19 protein-coding genes are annotated in these 19,597 nt (G+C 43.6%); 16 read left to right on the plus strand and 3 right to left on the minus strand.

What is annotated here, in order from left to right:
* Nucleotides 1-39 precede the first annotated feature (39 nt).
* Entirely contained in the window at nt 40-1,146 is a 1,107-nt protein-coding gene (bchI, locus tag B1A85_RS07525) for a magnesium chelatase ATPase subunit I (RefSeq protein WP_104546224.1), read from the plus strand.
* 24 nt (nt 1,147-1,170) lie between these two features.
* Complete coding sequence (locus B1A85_RS07530) at nt 1,171-1,467, plus strand: hypothetical protein (protein ID WP_104546225.1); 297 nt, start codon at nt 1,171-1,173, stop codon at nt 1,465-1,467.
* A gap of 116 nt (nt 1,468-1,583) precedes the next feature.
* On the opposite strand, the gene B1A85_RS07535 is transcribed toward B1A85_RS07530, so the two are convergent.
* A complete protein-coding gene (locus tag B1A85_RS07535; protein ID WP_104546226.1) occupies nt 1,584-1,952 on the minus strand; it encodes a VOC family protein in 369 nt (122 codons plus the stop codon).
* A gap of 37 nt (nt 1,953-1,989) precedes the next feature.
* On the opposite strand from B1A85_RS07535, the gene B1A85_RS07540 reads away from it, so the two are divergent.
* From B1A85_RS07540 to B1A85_RS07560, 5 genes are all read left to right on the plus strand, one after another.
* Nucleotides 1,990-4,065: a zinc metalloprotease HtpX gene (locus tag B1A85_RS07540; protein WP_104546227.1), complete on the plus strand. Its 2,076-nt coding sequence runs from the start codon at nt 1,990-1,992 to the stop codon at nt 4,063-4,065.
* Nucleotides 4,066-4,655: 590 nt separating this feature from the next.
* Nucleotides 4,656-5,138 carry an RNA-binding protein gene (locus tag B1A85_RS07545; RefSeq protein ID WP_104546228.1) on the plus strand — a complete coding sequence of 161 codons (483 nt, stop codon included), beginning with the start codon at nt 4,656-4,658 and terminating at the stop codon, nt 5,136-5,138.
* Between the two features lie 791 nt (nt 5,139-5,929).
* Complete coding sequence (locus B1A85_RS07550) at nt 5,930-7,207, plus strand: glycosyltransferase family 1 protein (RefSeq protein ID WP_104546229.1); 1,278 nt, start codon at nt 5,930-5,932, stop codon at nt 7,205-7,207.
* Nucleotides 7,208-7,623: 416 nt separating this feature from the next.
* Nucleotides 7,624-8,268 carry a hypothetical protein gene (locus B1A85_RS24385; RefSeq protein WP_210404223.1) on the plus strand — a complete coding sequence of 215 codons (645 nt, stop codon included), beginning with the start codon at nt 7,624-7,626 and terminating at the stop codon, nt 8,266-8,268.
* A 173-nt stretch (nt 8,269-8,441) separates the two neighbouring features.
* Complete coding sequence (locus tag B1A85_RS07560) at nt 8,442-8,822, plus strand: hypothetical protein (RefSeq protein WP_104546230.1); 381 nt, start codon at nt 8,442-8,444, stop codon at nt 8,820-8,822.
* A gap of 198 nt (nt 8,823-9,020) precedes the next feature.
* On the opposite strand, the gene alr is transcribed toward B1A85_RS07560, so the two are convergent.
* Nucleotides 9,021-10,190, minus strand: coding sequence for an alanine racemase (alr, locus tag B1A85_RS07565; protein WP_104546231.1), 1,170 nt, complete (start codon nt 10,188-10,190; stop codon nt 9,021-9,023).
* A 252-nt stretch (nt 10,191-10,442) separates the two neighbouring features.
* Here alr and B1A85_RS07570 point away from each other — a divergent pair, with 252 nt between their 5' ends.
* The 9 genes from B1A85_RS07570 to B1A85_RS07610 all read left to right on the plus strand — a co-directional run bounded on the left by B1A85_RS07570 (nt 10,443) and on the right by B1A85_RS07610 (nt 18,572).
* Nucleotides 10,443-10,940 (plus strand): HNH endonuclease, encoded by a 498-nt coding sequence (locus tag B1A85_RS07570; protein ID WP_104546232.1) that lies wholly within the window; start codon nt 10,443-10,445, stop codon nt 10,938-10,940.
* A gap of 304 nt (nt 10,941-11,244) precedes the next feature.
* Nucleotides 11,245-12,513 carry a bifunctional oligoribonuclease/PAP phosphatase NrnA gene (locus B1A85_RS07575; RefSeq protein WP_104546233.1) on the plus strand — a complete coding sequence of 423 codons (1,269 nt, stop codon included), beginning with the start codon at nt 11,245-11,247 and terminating at the stop codon, nt 12,511-12,513.
* A gap of 52 nt (nt 12,514-12,565) precedes the next feature.
* Entirely contained in the window at nt 12,566-13,057 is a 492-nt protein-coding gene (gene sixA, locus B1A85_RS07580) for a phosphohistidine phosphatase SixA (protein ID WP_104546234.1), read from the plus strand.
* Between the two features lie 257 nt (nt 13,058-13,314).
* The gene (locus B1A85_RS07585) at nt 13,315-14,451 is read left to right on the plus strand and encodes a citrate synthase (protein ID WP_104546235.1); all 1,137 of its coding nucleotides are present in this window, start codon (nt 13,315-13,317) and stop codon (nt 14,449-14,451) included.
* 327 nt (nt 14,452-14,778) lie between these two features.
* A complete protein-coding gene (gene nuoH / locus B1A85_RS07590; protein ID WP_104546236.1) occupies nt 14,779-15,897 on the plus strand; it encodes an NADH-quinone oxidoreductase subunit NuoH in 1,119 nt (372 codons plus the stop codon).
* A gap of 43 nt (nt 15,898-15,940) precedes the next feature.
* Nucleotides 15,941-16,525, plus strand: coding sequence for an NAD(P)H-quinone oxidoreductase subunit I (gene ndhI, locus B1A85_RS07595; protein ID WP_104546237.1), 585 nt, complete (start codon nt 15,941-15,943; stop codon nt 16,523-16,525).
* A gap of 95 nt (nt 16,526-16,620) precedes the next feature.
* Nucleotides 16,621-17,262, plus strand: coding sequence for an NADH-quinone oxidoreductase subunit J (locus B1A85_RS07600; RefSeq protein WP_104546238.1), 642 nt, complete (start codon nt 16,621-16,623; stop codon nt 17,260-17,262).
* Between the two features lie 76 nt (nt 17,263-17,338).
* Entirely contained in the window at nt 17,339-17,644 is a 306-nt protein-coding gene (nuoK, locus tag B1A85_RS07605; protein ID WP_104546239.1) for an NADH-quinone oxidoreductase subunit NuoK, read from the plus strand.
* Nucleotides 17,645-17,648: 4 nt separating this feature from the next.
* The gene (locus B1A85_RS07610) at nt 17,649-18,572 is read left to right on the plus strand and encodes an NAD(+) kinase (RefSeq protein ID WP_104546240.1); all 924 of its coding nucleotides are present in this window, start codon (nt 17,649-17,651) and stop codon (nt 18,570-18,572) included.
* 209 nt (nt 18,573-18,781) lie between these two features.
* Here B1A85_RS07610 and cpdA read toward each other — a convergent pair whose 3' ends face one another.
* The gene (cpdA, locus tag B1A85_RS07615; RefSeq protein ID WP_104546241.1) at nt 18,782-19,579 is read right to left on the minus strand and encodes a 3',5'-cyclic-AMP phosphodiesterase; all 798 of its coding nucleotides are present in this window, start codon (nt 19,577-19,579) and stop codon (nt 18,782-18,784) included.
* Nucleotides 19,580-19,597 lie beyond the last annotated feature (18 nt).

Genomic DNA, 19,597 nt, shown 5'->3' on the forward strand with positions numbered 1-19,597 from the left:
AATGAAAAACGGTGTCCCGACATTTTCAGGTAATTTTCTGTGAGTTCAACTGCCCAAGCTACCCGCCGCGTTTTTCCCTTCACTGCCATTGTTGGTCAGGAAGAAATGAAACTTGCCTTGTTGTTGAACGTGATTGACCCCAAAATTGGTGGTGTCATGATCATGGGCGATCGCGGCACTGGTAAATCAACAACGATTCGGGCACTAGCTGATTTGCTTCCAGAAATTGAAGTGGTTGCAGATGACCCTTTTAATAGCGATCCGCGCGATCCTGAACTTATGAGCGACGCTGTTAGGGAAAAACTTGAAAAGCAAATTGAAATTCCGATCGCGCGCAAAAAGGTGCCGATGGTTGACTTGCCCTTAGGCGCAACCGAAGACCGGGTGTGTGGCACGATTGATATTGAAAAAGCTCTATCAGAAGGCGTCAAAGCGTTTGAACCAGGACTGCTTGCCAAAGCAAATCGCGGTATTCTCTATGTCGATGAAGTCAATCTCCTTGACGATCACTTGGTAGACGTCCTTCTCGACTCTGCAGCAGGTGGTTGGAATACTGTAGAACGCGAGGGGATCTCGATTCGTCACCCTGCACGCTTTGTTTTAGTTGGTTCGGGCAACCCAGAGGAAGGTGAATTACGTCCGCAACTCCTCGACCGCTTTGGAATGCACGCAGAAATTCATACCGTTAAAGAACCTGCATTACGCGTCCAAATTGTCGAACAGCGAGCCGAATTTGACCAAAATCCACAGCAGTTTATAGAAAAATATCAACCGCAGCAGCAAGAATTGCAACAAAAATTAATTCAAGCTCAAGCACTTTTACCCTCAGTTCATATTGATTACGACTTGAGAGTGAAAATCTCAGAAGTCTGCTCCGAACTTGATGTTGATGGCTTGCGCGGTGATATTGTCACAAATCGTGCAGCAAAAGCTTTAGCCGCCTTTGAAGGACGTACTGAAGTCACCGTTGATGATATTCGTCGCGTTATTACTTTATGTCTGCGCCACCGCTTACGCAAAGATCCCTTGGAAGCAATTGACTCTGGTTACAAAGTAGAAAAAGCTTTCAATCGCGTATTTGGTATCGAAGACACTACTGAGGCTGCCCAATCAAACGGGATAGCTCAAATGAGTGGACGTCGCTAAAATCTCTTGACTGGTAGGGACAAAATGGCAATTTGGCGCTTTTGGCTGAATACTTTAATTTTATCGAGTCAGTATAACCCTCCCCGCTTTGTAGAGCTTGTGATGCTGTGGATAGCGCTAGCCCTACTCGCCGTTTGGAGTATTTTACCGTTCTGGCCTTACTTAGTGTTGAGTCTCAGTTTCGTGATTGGTGCGTCAGTCTCAATTTTGATTCGCGAAGCAATCGCACCTTCACCTTATATCCGCGCGACTCAAGTCACCGCAGTTTTAATGCTGATTATCAGTGTCTACGGCTTGGCAGACGTGATTCACTATTTTTGAATTGGTATTGAAAATGGTGGGAACGCCCAGCGAATAAAGTCGCGGCTCCACAAACCCTGCTTTTTACTTATGTAGCTGCAGCTACTGACTGCTCAGCCTTTTCTATCAAATTGACATTAGCTAAACTGATGCAAAATTAAGCGATTGCCCTCTGGATCGTAAACATAGATCTCTTTGCCGTGAGAAGCTGTTAATGTTTCGCCTGGTGGTGGGTAACCTAGATGAGTAAGGTGTGCAATGGCATTTTCGAGGTCGCTGACTTCTAAGCACAAACTCATTGCGCTACTGGAATTCTGAAACTCAGGTTGACGTGTTTGTTTTGGTTGAAAAATACCTAGTCGCAAACCTGGTAACTCAAACTCAGCATAACGATTGGGAGTGTACTGCTGTGGTGTTATGTCTAGTAAATTGCTGTAGAAAAGCACTAACTTTTCTAAATCCCTAGCTGCCAATGTGACAAACGCACTGCTACAAGAGAAATTCATAACGTCACAATTTAATCAATTTGACACAATTAAGATCATGGCTTCTCCCAACTCATCTGTAGTAGCTGGACTAACAGCTTTAAATCAAGGAGACTATCGTCAGGCGATCGCACAACTCGAAGCTGCATACCAAACGCCAAGCGATCCAACAACACTTGTAAAAGTACAGATGGGTTTAGTCATCGCCTATAAGAGTGTCGGGGACGAACGCGCGATCGCATTATGCGAAACTTTGATACAACATCGCGATCCGCAAATTCAAGCATGGGCACTACGTCATTACAAAGAGTTAAAACGCTCGATCGAGCCATCCAAACCAATAACAGAAGCTCAACAAAACACTGTTCAACTATCCAAACCACTAATAGGACATGCCAAACGACTTAAAAAACTACAACGGTTGCCAAAAATAAATTTACTACCGCTGTGGTTGCTACAAGCCGGATGTGCGATCGCTTTTTTTTGGCTAATTTGCGAATTACTACGCTTGTTCATGCGCGTCACCAACGACTTATTAGTCAACTTGCCCTATTTAGAACCAATTCAACTTTTCTACCGCGATCCAACACAGTTTGTTCTCGTCACGCTGCTTTTACTATTTGGCTTCTCTCCCTGGTTACTTGATGGATTGCTACGATTCGATAACTTGCAACCGCTATCACTCGATACACTGGCTACCTATAGCCCAGAAGCCCGCCAATTACTAGAACGTTACTATCAAAGACAAAACTGGCGATCGCCTCAACTCAAACTATTGCCAATATCCGTACCACTCGCTTTTACCTATGGTAACTTACCGAGAAATGCTCGGCTTGTCGTGACTCAAGGACTTCTCGAACAATTAGCAGCGAATGAAATTGCCACAATCTATGCAACTCAGCTAGGACACATTACCCATAAAGATGTTGCGGTGATGTCTCTCGTTATGGTTGTGACGCAACTCCCCTATGTTGTTTATTCTCAAATATCGCGATGGGGTAACAAAATTCCTTATTCCTACTTACAGTTTATTGCTGGAGTTATCGCTAATTTTGCCTACGTTGTTTGGTATCTTCTTTGCATTCCGGCAATTTGGCTATCGCAGGTGCGAATTTACTACAGCGATCGCCTAGCAACCGAAATTACTGGAAATCCGAATGGCTTAACCCGTGCTTTACTCAAAATTGCTCGAGGTATTTCTACAGATATTCGTCAGCAACAATCTACAAGTTGGCTATTAGAAAGTTGGCAATTACTCATTCCTCTCAATCGTACTCAAGCACTGACACTGAGCGGCTGTCAAACGACTAGTGACTTTGAGTCTGTGCTCGCTTGGGACTGTTACAATCCTTATCGCTATTGGTTCAATCTGCTTCAGACTCATCCGCTTGTGGGCGATCGCTTACAACGTCTTGCACGCATCGCTCAAAGTTGGCGTTTAGAACCCGAATTAGCATTACTCAAGAATCACATAACACCTTCTACTTCTTTTCGCTCAACATTCTTTCTCCAAATTGCGCCTTTTTTAGGCATCATCCTAGGATTTATGTTCGGCTGTTTAACTTGGCTAATGGGTGGAGTAGGAATTTGGTTAAGAGCACCGCAAATAGCTTGGATGTATGGCGACTGGTCTTTAATTTTAGGCTCTTTACCAATCGGCTTTAGTATTGGCACGTTTATTCGCCTTAATGCTTTTTTTCCAGATATCAAAGTTTCTAGTTTAGCTTCCGTAGAGCTTGGCGAGTTCTTAGCTAATACCAATACACTACCCTTAGATAGCAAGCCTACACGCATTCACGGTAAACTCCTAGGACGCTATGGCATTAGTAATTGGCTAGCACAAGATTTGATTTTACAATCAAACACTCGTTTAATTCGACTACACCACCAAGCACTGCTAACATTGTTGCCTCGATTCTTTAACAATCAAGCACGCGCGATTGAGAAAATGATTGGTCAAGATATTGCCACCACTGGTTGGTGCCGTCGTGGAGCTACACTCTGGTTAGATCTTGACACTTGGCGTACGCCAAGCAGCGCTGGACGTAGCGAGCACCAAATCTTGTCTGCAGTTTTAGCTTGTGCAGCTGCTATTTGGGGAACTTACATTATTTTACGTGGCGAGCCGTTTTAGTGTAAAGAAATATTGCTAACAATCGCTCGCTTGTGTTACATTATTTAACAGTAAGAGCAAAAGTTCATTAGGGTAAATGACAGCTGACAAGCTTAGTTCAATTGCCTGATATAGCTCAATTTACGGTTATCTTTTCCTTGTTCCAACACAGCAGCTTAACCAGCCATAGGCTGGTTTTTATTTCTCATCCTAAAAAGATAGAAAATCCCTCGCTACAGAGGGATAACGACGCTGCTACCGAGTTAAAAATATTGCTAAGGACTGAAATGTTAATTTTTAAGTGTTGGTATAGCAAAAGCCGTGATACTGTAAAGAATGGTGTCAATATGCCAGCAACTCAAAAGCATCACCCGTAGCAAAACAGCTGCTAACTGGTGGAAGATATACTTAGAAACCAGTTGACTAGCAGATTAGTTACAAAAAGCTATAGCCTTGAGTTAGGCAAAGAACTATATTTTAAAGGTTGGCGATTATCAAAGTGAAAAATTGGTTTGTTGCAATGTGCGTCAATTCCAGTAGGTATTTAGCCTTCCTCATGTAAACATTCTTGTTACCAATTCTATTCGCACCCAAGTCCGGAGGTATCTTCCATGTCAGTTCGTCTATATATTGGCAATTTGCCGAAAGAAGAGTTAGAACGTCAAGAACTACAAGCAGTTTTTGCAGAAGCCGGAGACTCAGTAACTACCAAAGTTATCAAAGATCGAAAAACGGGTAAATGTCGCGGCTTTGGCTTTGTAACCGTTAATAGCGACGAACAAGCCGATCAAATCATTGAAAAATTCAATGGTTATATGTTCAAAGACACTCCTCTCAAAATTGAGAAAGCGCTACCTCGCTCAAAGGGTCAAGAAGATGAGGAGCAATCTCACTCTAGTACTGCTACCAATACTTCAGAGGGAGGAAACCAAGAAAAAACCTCAAATCGTCGTAGCAACAAAAAATCACGTCGTAGTAGTAACACAAGTAATCAGCCGTCTAATACATCCGATACGATTCAGCCAGATCCGCGTTGGGCGTCTGAACTAGAAAAACTCAAGCAAATGTTATCTGCTCAGACAAGTAATGGATAAATTTTGTTTGGATAATAAGGGTTGTAGCGACCACAAATTTTAGGCTGACGCTTTAGCTCCTTTTGCTTGTGCTGCCATATGAAACGAAACGTAGCCAGTGCTTTCAGCATAACAGCAGTTATTAATGAGATGACTAGCGCTGGCTCAAAGTTTGCTTATTAATATCCATAGGAAATACACAAGCTTTGTTTGACTTAACAGTTAGCTGGCAGAGCAACTGTATCCTTTTTTGTTGTTAATAATTATCAAGAAAAACAAATTAAGAAAATCTTATTGCTACTATTAACTTAGTTGATAAACTACTTTTCTGTCTTGAGATATACTGTCTTGATTAAGACAAAACCGTTAAAAAGTAAAAATAAACTCTAAACCCAAGCTGCTAACTGGAAGGATAAAGTTAAAAGTAGCTTTGTATAAGAATTGTACAGAATTTCATCAGTAGATTGAGTAACGTATAGGTACAGAATAAAATCCGTACATTCTCGAGTATCAGCGGGCATGCAATCAAAAGAAAGTTACCTCCATTTGCTGTGAAGAGAATAGGGCATTCTAGAAAAAATATAACTAAAGGTAGAAGCGCAATCGTCGCATAGAGCGAGCGAGCAATGACGATCGCAGGTAATTTCATCTTTATGGGGATTACAGTACTTCCCGTAGGGGATGTGAAGAAATATGCAATCGCATAAATTAAACTTGAGAATATCCAATATTCTTTCTTGGTTTTTTAGAGGTAGGTAAGACTGCCAGGAAAACCACTTCAAACCTAACTAAATTGTTGCAATAACTACATCATGAATTCTGCAAGCCAAAAGCATATTGCCCTGATTTCAGTCCACGGAGACCCTGCGGTTGAAATCGGTAAGGAAGAAGCCGGAGGACAAAACGTATATGTACGCCAAGTAGGAGAAGCACTTGCTGAATTGGGATGGCAAGTTGATATGTTTACCCGTAAAGCAAGTGCAGATCAAGCAAAGATTGTTGAACACGCTCCAAATTGTCGGACAATTCGGATTACTGCAGGTCCAGAAGAATTCATTCCGCGCGACAACTTATTTAAACACGCACCTGAATTTGTGCAGCAAATGCTCAAGTTTCAGCAAGAATCAGGGATTGAGTACGAACTTGTCCATACAAACTATTGGCTTTCTGCCTGGGTAGGAATGGAATTAAAGAAAATCCAGGGTTGTAAGCAGGTTCACACATATCATTCGCTAGGGGCAGTTAAGTACAAATCAGTTTCCACGATTCCACTGATTGCGAAAACGCGCTTAGCAGTAGAAAAAGAAGTTCTCGAAACCGCAAACTGCATTGTTGCCACAAGTCCTCAAGAACAAGAGCACATGCGATCGCTCGTCTCCACAAAAGGTAATATCGACATTATTCCTTGTGGAACAGACATTCATCGCTTCGGTAAAGTTGACCAACAACAAGCAAGACAACAACTCGGAATCAATGCAGACACTAAAGTTATTCTTTATGTAGGTCGTTTTGATTTTCGCAAAGGTATAGAAACACTCGTACGCGCGGTTGCCCAATCGCAACTTAGAGGTAAAGCGGATCTCAAGCTGATTATTGGTGGTGGTAGCCGTCCTGGTCAAAGCGATGGCAAAGAACGCGATCGCATCGAAGGAATTGTTAATGAACTAGGAATGCAAGACATGACAGTCTTTCCTGGACGACTTGGTGATGAAGATCTACCTATTTACTATGCAGCAGCTGACGTTTGTGTTGTTCCTAGCCATTATGAACCCTTTGGCTTAGTCGCCATTGAAGCAATGGCAAGTGGAACGCCAGTAATTGCCAGCGATGTTGGAGGTCTACAATACACTGTGGTACCAGAAGAAACTGGATTACTGGCGCCACCAAAAGATAACGATGCTTTTGCAGCTGCGATTGACCGAATATTGAGTCATCCTGAGTGGCGAAATCAACTAGGTCGCGCTGCTAGAAAACGCGTAGAAGACAAATTTAGTTGGGATGGCGTAGCTACTCAACTTAGCGAGTTGTATGTCAAACTCCTAGAACAACCGGCGGTCTCCCCAAAAGATGAAGCTGTAGCAACAGCGTAGGCGAAGCTATGAGCATTGAATTTTGAGTTTTAGTTTAGATTGCGCTCGTTACAACTTAATATTCAGCACTCATAGCTTTAATATTATGTTTTTAGCTGGCAGCTACATAGTTGTCAGCTACTATTTTGGAATTGAGAGTTTTGGCGATCGCAACAAGATATAGCAGGAGTTAGAAGTCAGAGGTCGAGGGTCAGAATTAATCTTCCTTTAGGAAAATCAATCAGAGCTTTGATCGTGTCCTAACTCTATTGAATAGGGTTATACATATGCCAAAGATAGGCGCGTAGCTTTCTCTGTTTTTAGGCTTATACCAATTGGCGTGCAGACTTCATCCAATCGGGGGGTAGCATTGCAGTACAGTTTATGAAATTGTTGAAGTTAACATTGCAACACAGACTCATTGGCTAAAAGAAGTTATGACCGCTAGCTCAACTGTTCGTCAAATCCTGTCATCAGAACAAGGTTTATTGCCATACATACATCGCCGACTCGCAACTGATGAATTTGCTCACTTCCGATCGCAGTTTGGTTTTCATGCAGAAGAATCTTCTACTGAGGTCAATGGCGATCGCGCAGCGCAATTACAAATAACGCTATCAATTACTTTAAAGTTCTCCATTATTGTCGATCCTCAGCTTAGCGCTGATGATGCAATGATTTTGGCAATAGAGTTTCAAGAAATGATCGATAACTGTTTAGTCGCGTGGAGTCAGCAGAATACACAACTACTTTCTCCTATCACGCAGATTAAAGGCGCTTTTGGCAGGCTAGAAGAAGTTCGCTACCATGGCGGTTTTCTTCCTGGTTTTTTAATAGAACGCCAATTTCGTCTTAGCTACAAATCTTCTACAGCCACAACTGATAAATCAAGCTCGATTGCCAATGAATTATATAAACCTGGCGAAATAGTTCCTGAAAGCGGTTTGTATGAACTCACAGGTCCGCGCGGCGGTCACAAAGGACAAGAAGTTACAGCAACGAAGGGAGAACCATTTCCACCAACTCCAGAGCCAGGGATGCACTATCGGCTAGTCACCCCCACCAAGCATAAAAACAGCTAAAAAGCAATGTAAGTTAAATCTAAAGACAAACATCATGCTTGTTGAGATCGGTAATCGGTAATGGAAAGTTGAGCAACATTCAAACCAATGACCAGTTACTAATCCACTTTCCAGGTACGTTGCGAGCGCGATACCCAACTGTTAAAACTTCAACATTAAGGCAATTCCTAAAAATGGAAAAAGATCGAACCTCTAAGCAAAACTCTCATAGCCGTCCCGTTGACACAAATAACCTTGAGATTCAAGGCAAATTTATTGATGATGGCGAACGTCCGATTACAGCAAATAATTTTGTTGTCAAGGATACCTACGAGGAAGACGGCGAACGTCCGATTGCTGCGAATGAATTTAGCGGTCAGGAAACGCTCAATATAGATGGTAAACGTCCAATCGACCCAAGCGATCTAAAAGTACAAGATACTGTTTATGTGGATGGAGAACGCCCGATTGCTGCAGATAATTTTGAAGTCAAAGGTAGACTCAACATTGATGGAAACCGTCCGATCGCCGCAGACGAAGCTTTATCTGATATATCCACAGATTTTGTAGATTAGATAACAAATTTCTCAACCCTGGCGTGGACGGGAGGTTCGCGCCAGTTTCTACAACAAAATTCTTGCCTTCTTGTGGAAACTAGGAGCTAGACAAAAAGATACTTCACTGCCAAACTCGCCCAACAGGTGCAGTTCCCCAATTAAAGAGCTGTTAACACTGTTGTTCCAAACTCTGACCTTTTCTTTTGCTTACCCACTTTATGGCATAGCAACGCGTGGTAAGCGATGTTTGAAACCGCAAAGAATTTCCCACGAAATCGTATTTAACTGATTTGCCCAGTCGTCGGCTGAAATTTTTTCGTCTCCATCCTCACCAAGTAGCGTCACAACCTCGCCTTCGCGAACATCTGCGATCGCACTAACATCCAACATCAGTTGATCCATCGTAATTGCACCAATTTGCGGAACTCGCTGACCGCGAATTAATACTGTCATGTGATTCGATAAGTTGCGCGGAACTCCATCTGCATAACCAATACCAACGACAGCTAACTGCATTGCGCGATCGCTCACAAATTTATGACCGTAACTGACTCCGGTTCCTGCAGGAATTGATTTGACTTGTGTGATGCGTGCTTTGACTTGCATAACCGGCTTGAGGTCAATCACCGATAGATGCGCAGCGGGATACAGTCCGTACATTGCTAAACCAACACGAACCATATCGTAGTGTAAATCTGGGGCGGTGAGCGTCGCAGCTGAATTTGCCAAATGCAACGCAGGTTGAGCGTGCTTGTGCTGAAATTGTCGAGTTGAGCGTTTGAGACGCGCGATCGCCTGCTCAAAATTTTGCTGTTGCTGCCTTAAAATTGTTTGGTCGAGGCTTTCTGCGGTTGCTAAGTGCGAATAAATACTGGCAATTTTTAAGTTAGGTAACCCTTGAATTAACTGGACAAACTCGACAGCTTGTTGCCAAGGTGGTCCAAGTCGTGACATTCCTGTATCGAGTTTGAGGTGTACAGGTAATGCTTGATTCGTTGATTTCAATGTCTCCGCAAAAACAAGTGCTTGCTTGAAGCTACATAGTGTCGGCTGAAGTTGCCAATGCGCGATCGCTTTGATTTGTTCTGGCGCGTGCACTGCGCCTAAAATCAAAATTGGTGCGCTAATTCCTGCTTCTCGTAACTCGATGCCTTCAGGAACAGTTGCCACTCCTAACCAACTCGCCCCAGCTTGCAACACTGTCTGTGCTACGGTGACAGCCCCATGACCGTAAGCATCTGCTTTGACAACTGCCATCAATTGCGTTCTTGTAGATAGTAAACTTTTTAGCTGATCGACGTTGTGTGCTAAAGCTCCTAGGCTAATTTCTACCCAGGCGCGATCGCATCGCATCGTTGCTATTGGTTGCTGCTGACTTAAAGTCATTTTTGCTCCTCCACATCCACACTCGAATGAAAGCACTCGGCATTTAGCGCTCGGCTATTCGTTGATTTGATTAGGAAGTGTAGCTTTCAAACTGTGATTGTCACAAGTCCTGCTTGAATTTATAAACCTGTAAGTGCAAGTTTTCCTGGCAATATGTCTGTAAAAGAATTGACCGGACTTGCCGCTAAAGGCTGCATAGCGTGGTGTAGTTGTGTTACTATCTGTAAAAAATATTGGCTTGAGCGACCATCAATGGCTAAGGTTCTAGTCCTGAACGCCTCTTACGAACCGCTCAATATTACGAGCTGGCGGCGCGCAGTTGTTCTGTTAATCAAAGGCAAAGCTGAGCAGGTAGAACATAACGGTAAGCATCTCTATGCCGATTTTCCCCTGCCAACTGTTATCCGGCTGCGTCACTACGTACGAGTGCCTTATAAAGAAATTCCTTTAACTCGCCGTAATATTCTTCACCGTGACAGCCATACGTGTCAATATTGCGGCTATACAGGAGATGACCTAACGCTGGATCACGTTGTACCGCGATCGCGCGGCGGGGGTGATGCGTGGGAAAATATCGTTACCGCCTGCGTTCGTTGCAACGTCAAAAAAGGCAATCGCACTCCCCATGAAGCGCATATGTACCTTCATCATCTTCCCCGTAAACCTTACAGTAGCTTGTATTTTGAAGTTAGCAAGCATCTCAAAAGTGGGTTACATGATGAATGGCAAAAATACATTATTGGTCTTTAAATCATAAATAAATTGTAGTTTTAAGTGCTCGTTGTTTTTATATTCTTAATCATGCTTGGCTAAGTTCAATTAAGTATTAGTACTTAATAAAATGGAGAAGGGATTGAATACAAAGCAATTTACGGTGTAAGTCAATCGCAACTTTTAATACAGAATTTACCTCCAAAAAGAAATAGGCTTGAAGGATCAGTGTCGCACGCCCAAATTTTTGCGACAATTAGTAGTGTGTAGCCTCAATAGCTAGTTAATATCAAAAAGTTATTGACTGCCTCAATCGCGCCTCACACTCACAAAAATTCAGTTTATGAATTTGAATTCGTCTCACTTGTCAAATAGTTCGTACCCTCAAGAGCTGACAGAAGATCCTCATTTAGTAGCAACGGTGGAATTACCGGCTCCTGATACCTCCCCAATTGCCACGAGTGAACTGGGCAACTATCAAGCCCAGCGCAATCACTCTTTGATAATGCAAAAAGCAGATGCGTTGCGGCAAACCTTAGAACAACATCGGCAAGAGCGTCAGCTTGTCATTCTACAGGATTTTCCCGACCCAGACGCGCTTTCGAGTGCTTGGACTTATCAATTAATCGCGCAGGAATACGAAATTCACTGTGATATTGTCTATGCTGGTACGCTCAGTCATCAAGAAAACATTGCGCTTGTTAAGTTGACTGGCTTACCTGCACAACGCTGGACAGTACAGGCAGCTAAAAGCAAAGATTTATCAATGTACACAGGTTGTGCTCTGATCGATAATCAGGGAACAACGAGCCAGCTACTATCAGTTGTCCAAGAAAGTGGAATTCCAATTACAGCAATTATTGACCATCATAGTTTCCAGGGAGATTTAAAAGCCGAGTTTATTGATTTGCGCCCGACGGTTCGCGCCACAGCAACAATTTTTACGCAATATCTCCAAGCAGGATTACTCAAACTCGATAGTAGTGTTGCCCAGCACATCAAGTGTGCGACTGCATTAATGCATGGTTTGCGTTCAGATACAGACCGCTTAATGCAAGCCCAAGAAGAAGATTTTTTAGCGGCTGCCTATCTCAGTCGGTTTTATGACGCGCAGTTACTCAACGCCATTTTACAAGCAAATCGCTCAAAACGCGTCATGGACGTCATCGAGCGATCGCTAAAAAACCGCATAGTGCAAAATAACTTCTCCATCGCAGGTGTAGGTTACCTACGCTATGATGACCGCGACGCCATCCCCCAAGCGGCAGATTTTCTGGTAACAGAAGAAAACGTACACACCGCAGTTGTTTACGGAATTGTGCACGACGAAGACGAAGAACTCGAAATTGTTGTCGGTTCGTTACGCACAACAAAACTAACACTAGACCCTGATGAGTTTATCAAAGAAGCATTTGGACAAGATAGTCACGGACGCTTTTTTGGTGGTGGTCGGACAAGTGCGGGAGGTTTTGAAATCCCAATTGGTTTTCTGTCGGGGTATATCGAAACATCAGAGTACGCTAAGAAAAAGTGGGAAGTCTTTGACGCTCAAATCAAACAAAAACTCTTGCGGCTTGTCAACCCCAAAGATAATCCAATTCAAACCGAATAAAGTAAGACAAACAAGCTGAGTGTCCTACCCGTAGCCTACGACTATAACAGCAGTGGAAATCTATTTGATTCGGCACGGCATCGCGCAAGAAAGAGAAATTGGTATCCCCGATGAAGCGCGATCGCTGACTACTAAAGGGCAAGATAAAACGCGACAAGTGGCAGCACGCTTGTACGAGTTAGGCGTGCGGTTTGATGTGATATTGACGAGTCCTTTGGTGCGATCGCGGCAAACTGCAGAAATTTTGCATCAGTACAAACTAAGTCAGAACATGACTGAATCAGCTCTCCTTGCGCCTGACGGTAGTATCTATGATTGGTTAGCCTGGTTCAAAGCGCAACAATACCCCCAAGCAACACAATTAGCCCTCGTCGGTCATCAACCAAATTTAGGACAATGGGCAGAAATTCTTGTATGGGGAGAAGACCGTGCTAAGCTAATACTAAAAAAAGCAGGTATCATTGGGTTAGCGCTACCAGAAACAGAAGTACTTATTGGTCAAGCCCAGTTATTTTGGTTGACTCCACCAAAGTTTTTGTTATAACCAAGAACAAGGTCAGGGATAAAGGGTTAGAGGTCAGGAAAAGACTCATTTTCAGAGGTTCGATGTAGCTTTAGTCGTAAAGAGAGCATTATATTTAGATGGATACGCAACGCGTTCGCATCCAATTTCTAGTTGCAAAATGTTCCCTAACCTCTGACCCCGCCAAAAGATAATTCTGGTAAAAAGAGCGACACATCACCAGTTTCTGGTAAGTTAGCGTAGAGTATTGTACTGAAACACAAGCAGCTGGTGTAGCCATGTCCGTCTGCGAATTTAAGCCAGGTTTAGAAGGCATTCCCGCCGCCCAATCTAGTATTAGCTTTGTCAATGGACAAGAAGGAATACTGGAGTATCGCGGTATCCGCATTGAAGACCTTGCGGAGAATAGTACCTTTTTGGAAACAGCATATCTTTTGATTTGGGGTAAGCTGCCCACAAAAGATGAATTGATGGAATTTGAACGCGAAGTTCGCTATCACCGTCGGATCAAATATCGCATTCGGGATATGATGAAGAGCTTTCCTGAAAGCGGTCATCCGATGGACGCATTACAAGCTTCCGCCGCCGCACTTGGTTTATTTTATTCTCGCCGCGACCTAGATAACCCTGTTTATATTCGGGATGCGGTCGTTCGACTCCTCGCAACAATTCCCACAATGGTTGCCGCGTTTCAGTTGATGCGCAAAGGTAATGACCCAGTACGCCCGCGCGACGATTTAGATTACTCGGCAAACTTTCTTTATATGCTCAGCGAACGCGAACCCGACCCACTAATGGCAAGGGTTTTTGATGTTTGCTTAACACTTCATGCCGAGCATACCATGAATGCTTCGACATTCTCGGCGCGAGTTACTGCTTCGACACTTACCGATCCTTACGCAGTTGTTGCTTCCGCAGTCGGAACCTTAGGGGGACCCTTACACGGTGGTGCCAATGAAGAAGTGATCGGCATGCTAGAAGAAATTGGCTCGGTAGAAAATGTGCGCCCCTATTTAGAAGATCGGCTGCAACGCAAAGCAAAAATTATGGGCTTTGGACATCGCGTTTACAAAGTCAAAGACCCAAGGGCAACTATTTTGCAAAAGCTTGCCGAGCAGATGTTTGATAAGTTCGGCTACGACAAGTACTACGATATTGCAGTTGAATTAGAGCGCGCGATCGCTGAAAAACTCGGTCACAAAGGAATTTATCCCAATGTTGACTTTTATTCGGGATTAGTGTATAGGAAAATGGGAATTCCTACAGACTTATTTACGCCAGTGTTTGCGATCGCCCGCGTTGCTGGTTGGTTAGCGCACTGGAAAGAACAAATCGCCGAAAATCGTATTTTCCGTCCTACCCAGGTATACACGGGTGACCATAACGTTCCTTATATACCAATCGAGCAACGTTGAAAGAGGGGTGAGGGGTAAGTGACTAGTAGTTAGCGATCGGTGGTGAGTTATGAGTTTTGAATAGATAGAAAGTATTCTTTCTCTGCTCCTCTGCGTCTTCTGCCCCCTGCTTTTCCTGCTATGGATAGCAAAACTAAACACAAGTATAAGTAGAATTTCTTAGTGAAGGTTTTTGGGAGCTAACCAGAGAACGATATACTAGGCATTGAAAGGTAAAAATATCTTCACAATCAAGATATTCCTGAACAAAGTAGGGAGTAAATTTACAAATATTAACTACAGCGGCGATGGCGATCGCCATCATGCGACAACTTCACCACAGAAAACATGAGTACAGGAATTGATCTCCAAGGAAGTTTCATCAAATCGCTGATCGACTTAGGGCTACCGGCAGGCGCAGCCAAAGCTATTTGGATGCCAGTCCCGATGGTATTAATGTTAATTGGCGCGACTGTAGGAGTACTAGTAACCATTTGGCAAGAACGGAAGATTTCAGCAGCCGCCCAACAGCGCATTGGTCCTGAATTTATGGGGCCGTTTGGCTTATTATCTCCAGTCGCCGATGGTATCAAGTTCGTATTTAAAGAAGACGTCATCCCTGCCAAGTCTGACCCTTGGTTATTTACTTTAGGACCAATTATTGTCGTCCTTCCAGTCTTTTTGTCTTATCTGATTGTGCCGTTTGGCGAAAATCTGGCAATTACAAACGTGGCCACAGGAGTCTTTTTGTGGATTGCGTTATCGAGCGTGCAACCGATTGGATTGCTGATGTCAGGCTATGCGTCAAACAACAAATACTCACTACTCGGCGGTTTGCGGGCAGCTGCACAATCAATCAGCTATGAAATTCCCCTAGCGCTTGCAGTCCTTGCGGTCGCTATGATGTCGAATAGCCTTAGTAGCATCGATATTGTTGAACAGCAATCAGGCTATGGTATTTTGGGTTGGAATGTCTGGCGACAGCCAATCGGATTCATTATCTTCTGGATTGCGGCGTTAGCAGAATGCGAACGAATGCCTTTCGACTTACCCGAAGCCGAAGAAGAACTTGTTGCAGGTTATCAAACCGAATACGCAGGGATGAAGTTTGCGCTGTACTACGTTGCTTCCTACGTTAACTTGGTACTGTCAGCGCTCCTTGTCACAGTTTTGTATTTAGGCGGTTGGGAATCTCCGATTCCGATCGAATTGATTGCCGGATGGTTGGGCATCAGCGAAGCAAGTCCTTGGTTAGACATTGTAGACGCCTCGTTAGGCATCACAATGACCGTACTCAAAGCCTACTTTCTTGTTTTTACAGCAATTTTACTACGCTGGACGGTACCTAGAGTACGCATTGACCAGTTACTCGATTTAGGATGGAAGTTTTTGCTACCCGTGAGTTTGGCAAATCTACTGTTAACCGCAGCCTTGAAGCTTGCCTTTCCCGCTGCCTTTGGTGGATAGCAATTAGCTCAGTGCTAAAGCTACATAAAGAGAGAGACACCCCATGTTAAAGTTCCTCAAACAAGTCGGTGACTACGCAAAAGACGCTGTACAAGCTGGTCGCTATATCGGTCAAGGATTATCTGTTACCTTCGACCACATGCGGCGTAGACCGGTTACGGTACAATACCCTTACGAAAAACTGATTCCCTCCGAACGCTTCCGAGGTCGTATCCACTTTGAATTTGATAAGTGTATTTCCTGCGAAGTTTGCGTGCGGGTTTGTCCAATTAATTTACCTGTTGTTGATTGGGAATTCGATAAAGCGAGTAAGAAGAAAAAACTGAAACACTACAGTATCGATTTCGGTGTGTGTATCTTCTGCGGTAACTGCGTCGAATATTGTCCGACAAACTGTCTGTCGATGACCGAAGAATACGACTTGTGTACGTACGATCGCCATGAGTTAAACTACGACAATGTCGCCTTAGGACGCTTGCCTTATAAAGTCACCGATGACCCAATGGTGACACCGTTGCGCGAACTCGTTTACCTACCCAAAGGCGTGATGTCACCTCACGATTTACCTGCCAACACTCGTGGCGCGGGTCTACATCCCGAAGAGATTTTAGAACAGCAGGAAAAGTAGTATTTTTTTATATAGAGTGGGTGAGGAGCATTAATTGTTAGTGGAACGCGCCATTAGCAATTCTTCTATTAGCAACTAGCAAAGGACAAAAAGTTGTGAATTTAGCTGAAGGAGTACAAATTGTTTCGTTCGGCATCTTGGCTGTGATGATGATTGGTTCAGCCCTCGGTGTTGTGCTGTTTTCTAACATCGTTTATTCTGCCTTTCTACTGGCGGGCGTATTTGTCAGTATTTCGGGAATGTATTTGTTGCTCAATGCTGATTTTGTGGCAACAGCCCAAGTGTTAATTTATGTCGGAGCAGTCAATGTATTAATCTTGTTTGCCATTATGCTGGTGAACAAGCGCGAAGACTTCAAACCGCTACCAAATGCTTGGGTACGTCCTGTTGTAACCGCAATCGTCTGTGCTGGACTATTTGTTTTATTAAGTACAATGGTTTTGGTTACGCCTTGGGCATATTCTACCGAGCCAGTATCTAAGGACACCACGATTGTTTTAATTGGTCAGCACTTCTTCAGTGACTTTTTGTTGCCTTTTGAGCTAGCATCAGTTCTGCTACTGATGGCAATGGTTGGAGCAATTATCTTGGCACGGCGCGAATTTTTACCCGACCAAGTGATGTCACCCGACAAACCGCAGCAACCAGTATTAACATTACCCGAACGCCCCCGCGAGTTAGTGGGAATTTCCAGCGATAAAACGAGTAATTTAGATGACGCTCGTCGCAGTCAGTAGAGTGACTTAACTGCGTGAAATTTTTAGCCTGCGATCGCAGGCTTTTGTGTATGATTTGGAGGATAAATCGAAAAATATGCAACTTCAGTATTTTCTCTTGCTAGCTGCGGCTGTGTTTTGCATTGGAATTTATGGCTTAATTACGAGCCGTAACGCTGTCCGCGTGTTGATGTCGATCGAATTGCTACTCAACGCAGTAAATCTCAATTTGATGGCATTTTCTAACTTTTTAGACCCATTAGCGATCAAAGGTCAAGTATTTACAGTATTCGTAATTACGGTCGCCGCCGCCGAAGCTGCTGTAGGATTAGCTATCATTCTTGCAATCTATCGCAACCGCGATACTGTAGATATGGAGCAATTCAACCTCTTGAAGTGGTAAGTGCGTGCAGCTTAATCAAGTCATTATTGCTCATAAAGCAGGAGATTCACTAAGTAAAAGCTGGGCAGAAAAATGCGCGCGGCAGTTAGAAAGTCGCAACTGTCGCGTCCTTATGGGACCAAGTGGACCGCAAGATAATCCTTATCCGGTATTTTTAGCATCGTCAACACAGCCGATTGATATGGCTTTGGTACTAGGTGGAGACGGTACAGCTTTGTCTGCGGCGCGAAATTTGGCAGCAGATGGAATTCCCATTTTGGCAGTAAATGTTGGAGGAAATTTAGGTTTTTTAACTGAGTCGTTTGACGTCTTTAAGGATTCAGAACAAGTATGGGATAGGTTAGCCTCTGACTTTTATGCGATTCAACGGCGGATGATGCTCCAAGCCCAAGTATTTGAAGGGAATAGTAGCAATCTTGAACCTGTTAGCGATCGCTTTCTTGCTCTCAATGAAATTTGTGTCAAACCCGCATCGGCAGACCGGATGATTACTTCGATTCTGGAAATGGAAATCGATGGTGAAGTTGTCGATCAATATCAAGGTGATGGACTTATTATTGCTACACCCACCGGTTCCACTGCATATACTGTAGCAGCGAGTGGTCCCATTGTGCATGATGGAATGCAAGCTATTACCATCACTCCAATTTGCCCGATGAGTCTTTCAAGTCGTCCAATTGTCTTACCTGCAGGATCAGTTGTTAGTATTTGGCCTTTGGCAGATTATGAGTTGAATACAAAGTTGTGGACCGATAGCGTCCTCGGAACTTCAATTTGGCCTGGTCAACGCGTTGATGTCCGCATGGCGGAATACCTTGCTAAGTTTATTATCTTACGAGAAAATTATTCGTATTATCAAACATTACGCGAAAAGCTACATTGGGCAGGTGCAAGAATTCGCTACAGCAATAACCATCGAGATAATTAATGCGATCGCAAGCTTGGCGACTTTCTTCGCAGTTACACAAATAGGCGTTGGTGAATTCAATAGGATTTTACCCTCAACCCCCAACTTTGGAAAGCCACTCTGTTGAATTTTCTCCCGTTGTACAAATTCAATCTTGAAATGAACCACCCTGACCATTGTTAATCAAACAGCATCAAAAAGGCGTGATAGATTACAATGTCCAGCCGCCTCTAATATCCAGTTGCTGCTAAATCCAAAATATATTCGCTACAAGCTACGCGCTCGATTTGCGTCAGCCATCTGCCATTAGGATAAAGTTGAATAAGTCGAAACCCTGGGTATTCTGGTCTCAAGGCAAATTGCGTACTATGTGGTTCAAACTGCACTGAAGTCGCAGGACTACCTAGGTAATGCACGCCGTTTCTCTGGCAATGAAATTCTTGATGAATGTGACCAAACAAAACCAACTTGACTTGTGGATGGCGATCTAAAATGGCAAAAAACTCATCAGCATTTTCTAGTATGCTGCGATCCAGCCAAAGAGAATTGACTGCAAAGGGTGGATGATGTAATGCTATCAAAGTTGGCTGCGTTTTTCGAGCGACTAGCTGTCTTTCTAACCAAGCTAGTGTTGTTTCTGAAAGGTGACCGCGAACATTCCCTGGTACGGCTGAATTGATTAAGACAAAGTTCCAACCGCCCCAGGTAAATTCCTTCTGTGGTAAAATAAACGCTTGATTTAAGATTTGCTGCATTACCGCAAAGTCGTCGTGATTTCCAGGAATCCAATAGGTAGGCTTGTTTAGCGGCACCAGCAAATGTTGCAAGCGCTGATAGGATGTAGGTGTTCCATCTTGTGATAAATCTCCTGTAACCAGCAGCGCGTCTATTTTATTTTGTAAACTAATTAACCGTTCAACTACTGCTTGAAACGATTTGGTGGTGTTGATTCCCAGTAACTCTTGCTTTTCATCTGCAAATAGATGAATGTCTGTAACTTGAGCGATAGATAAGGGAGATTGATTCATGTTTACAGACGCCAAGTT

The organism is Chroococcidiopsis sp. TS-821 (assembly GCF_002939305.1).
In the GTDB taxonomy this organism is placed as follows: domain Bacteria; phylum Cyanobacteriota; class Cyanobacteriia; order Cyanobacteriales; family Chroococcidiopsidaceae; genus Chroogloeocystis.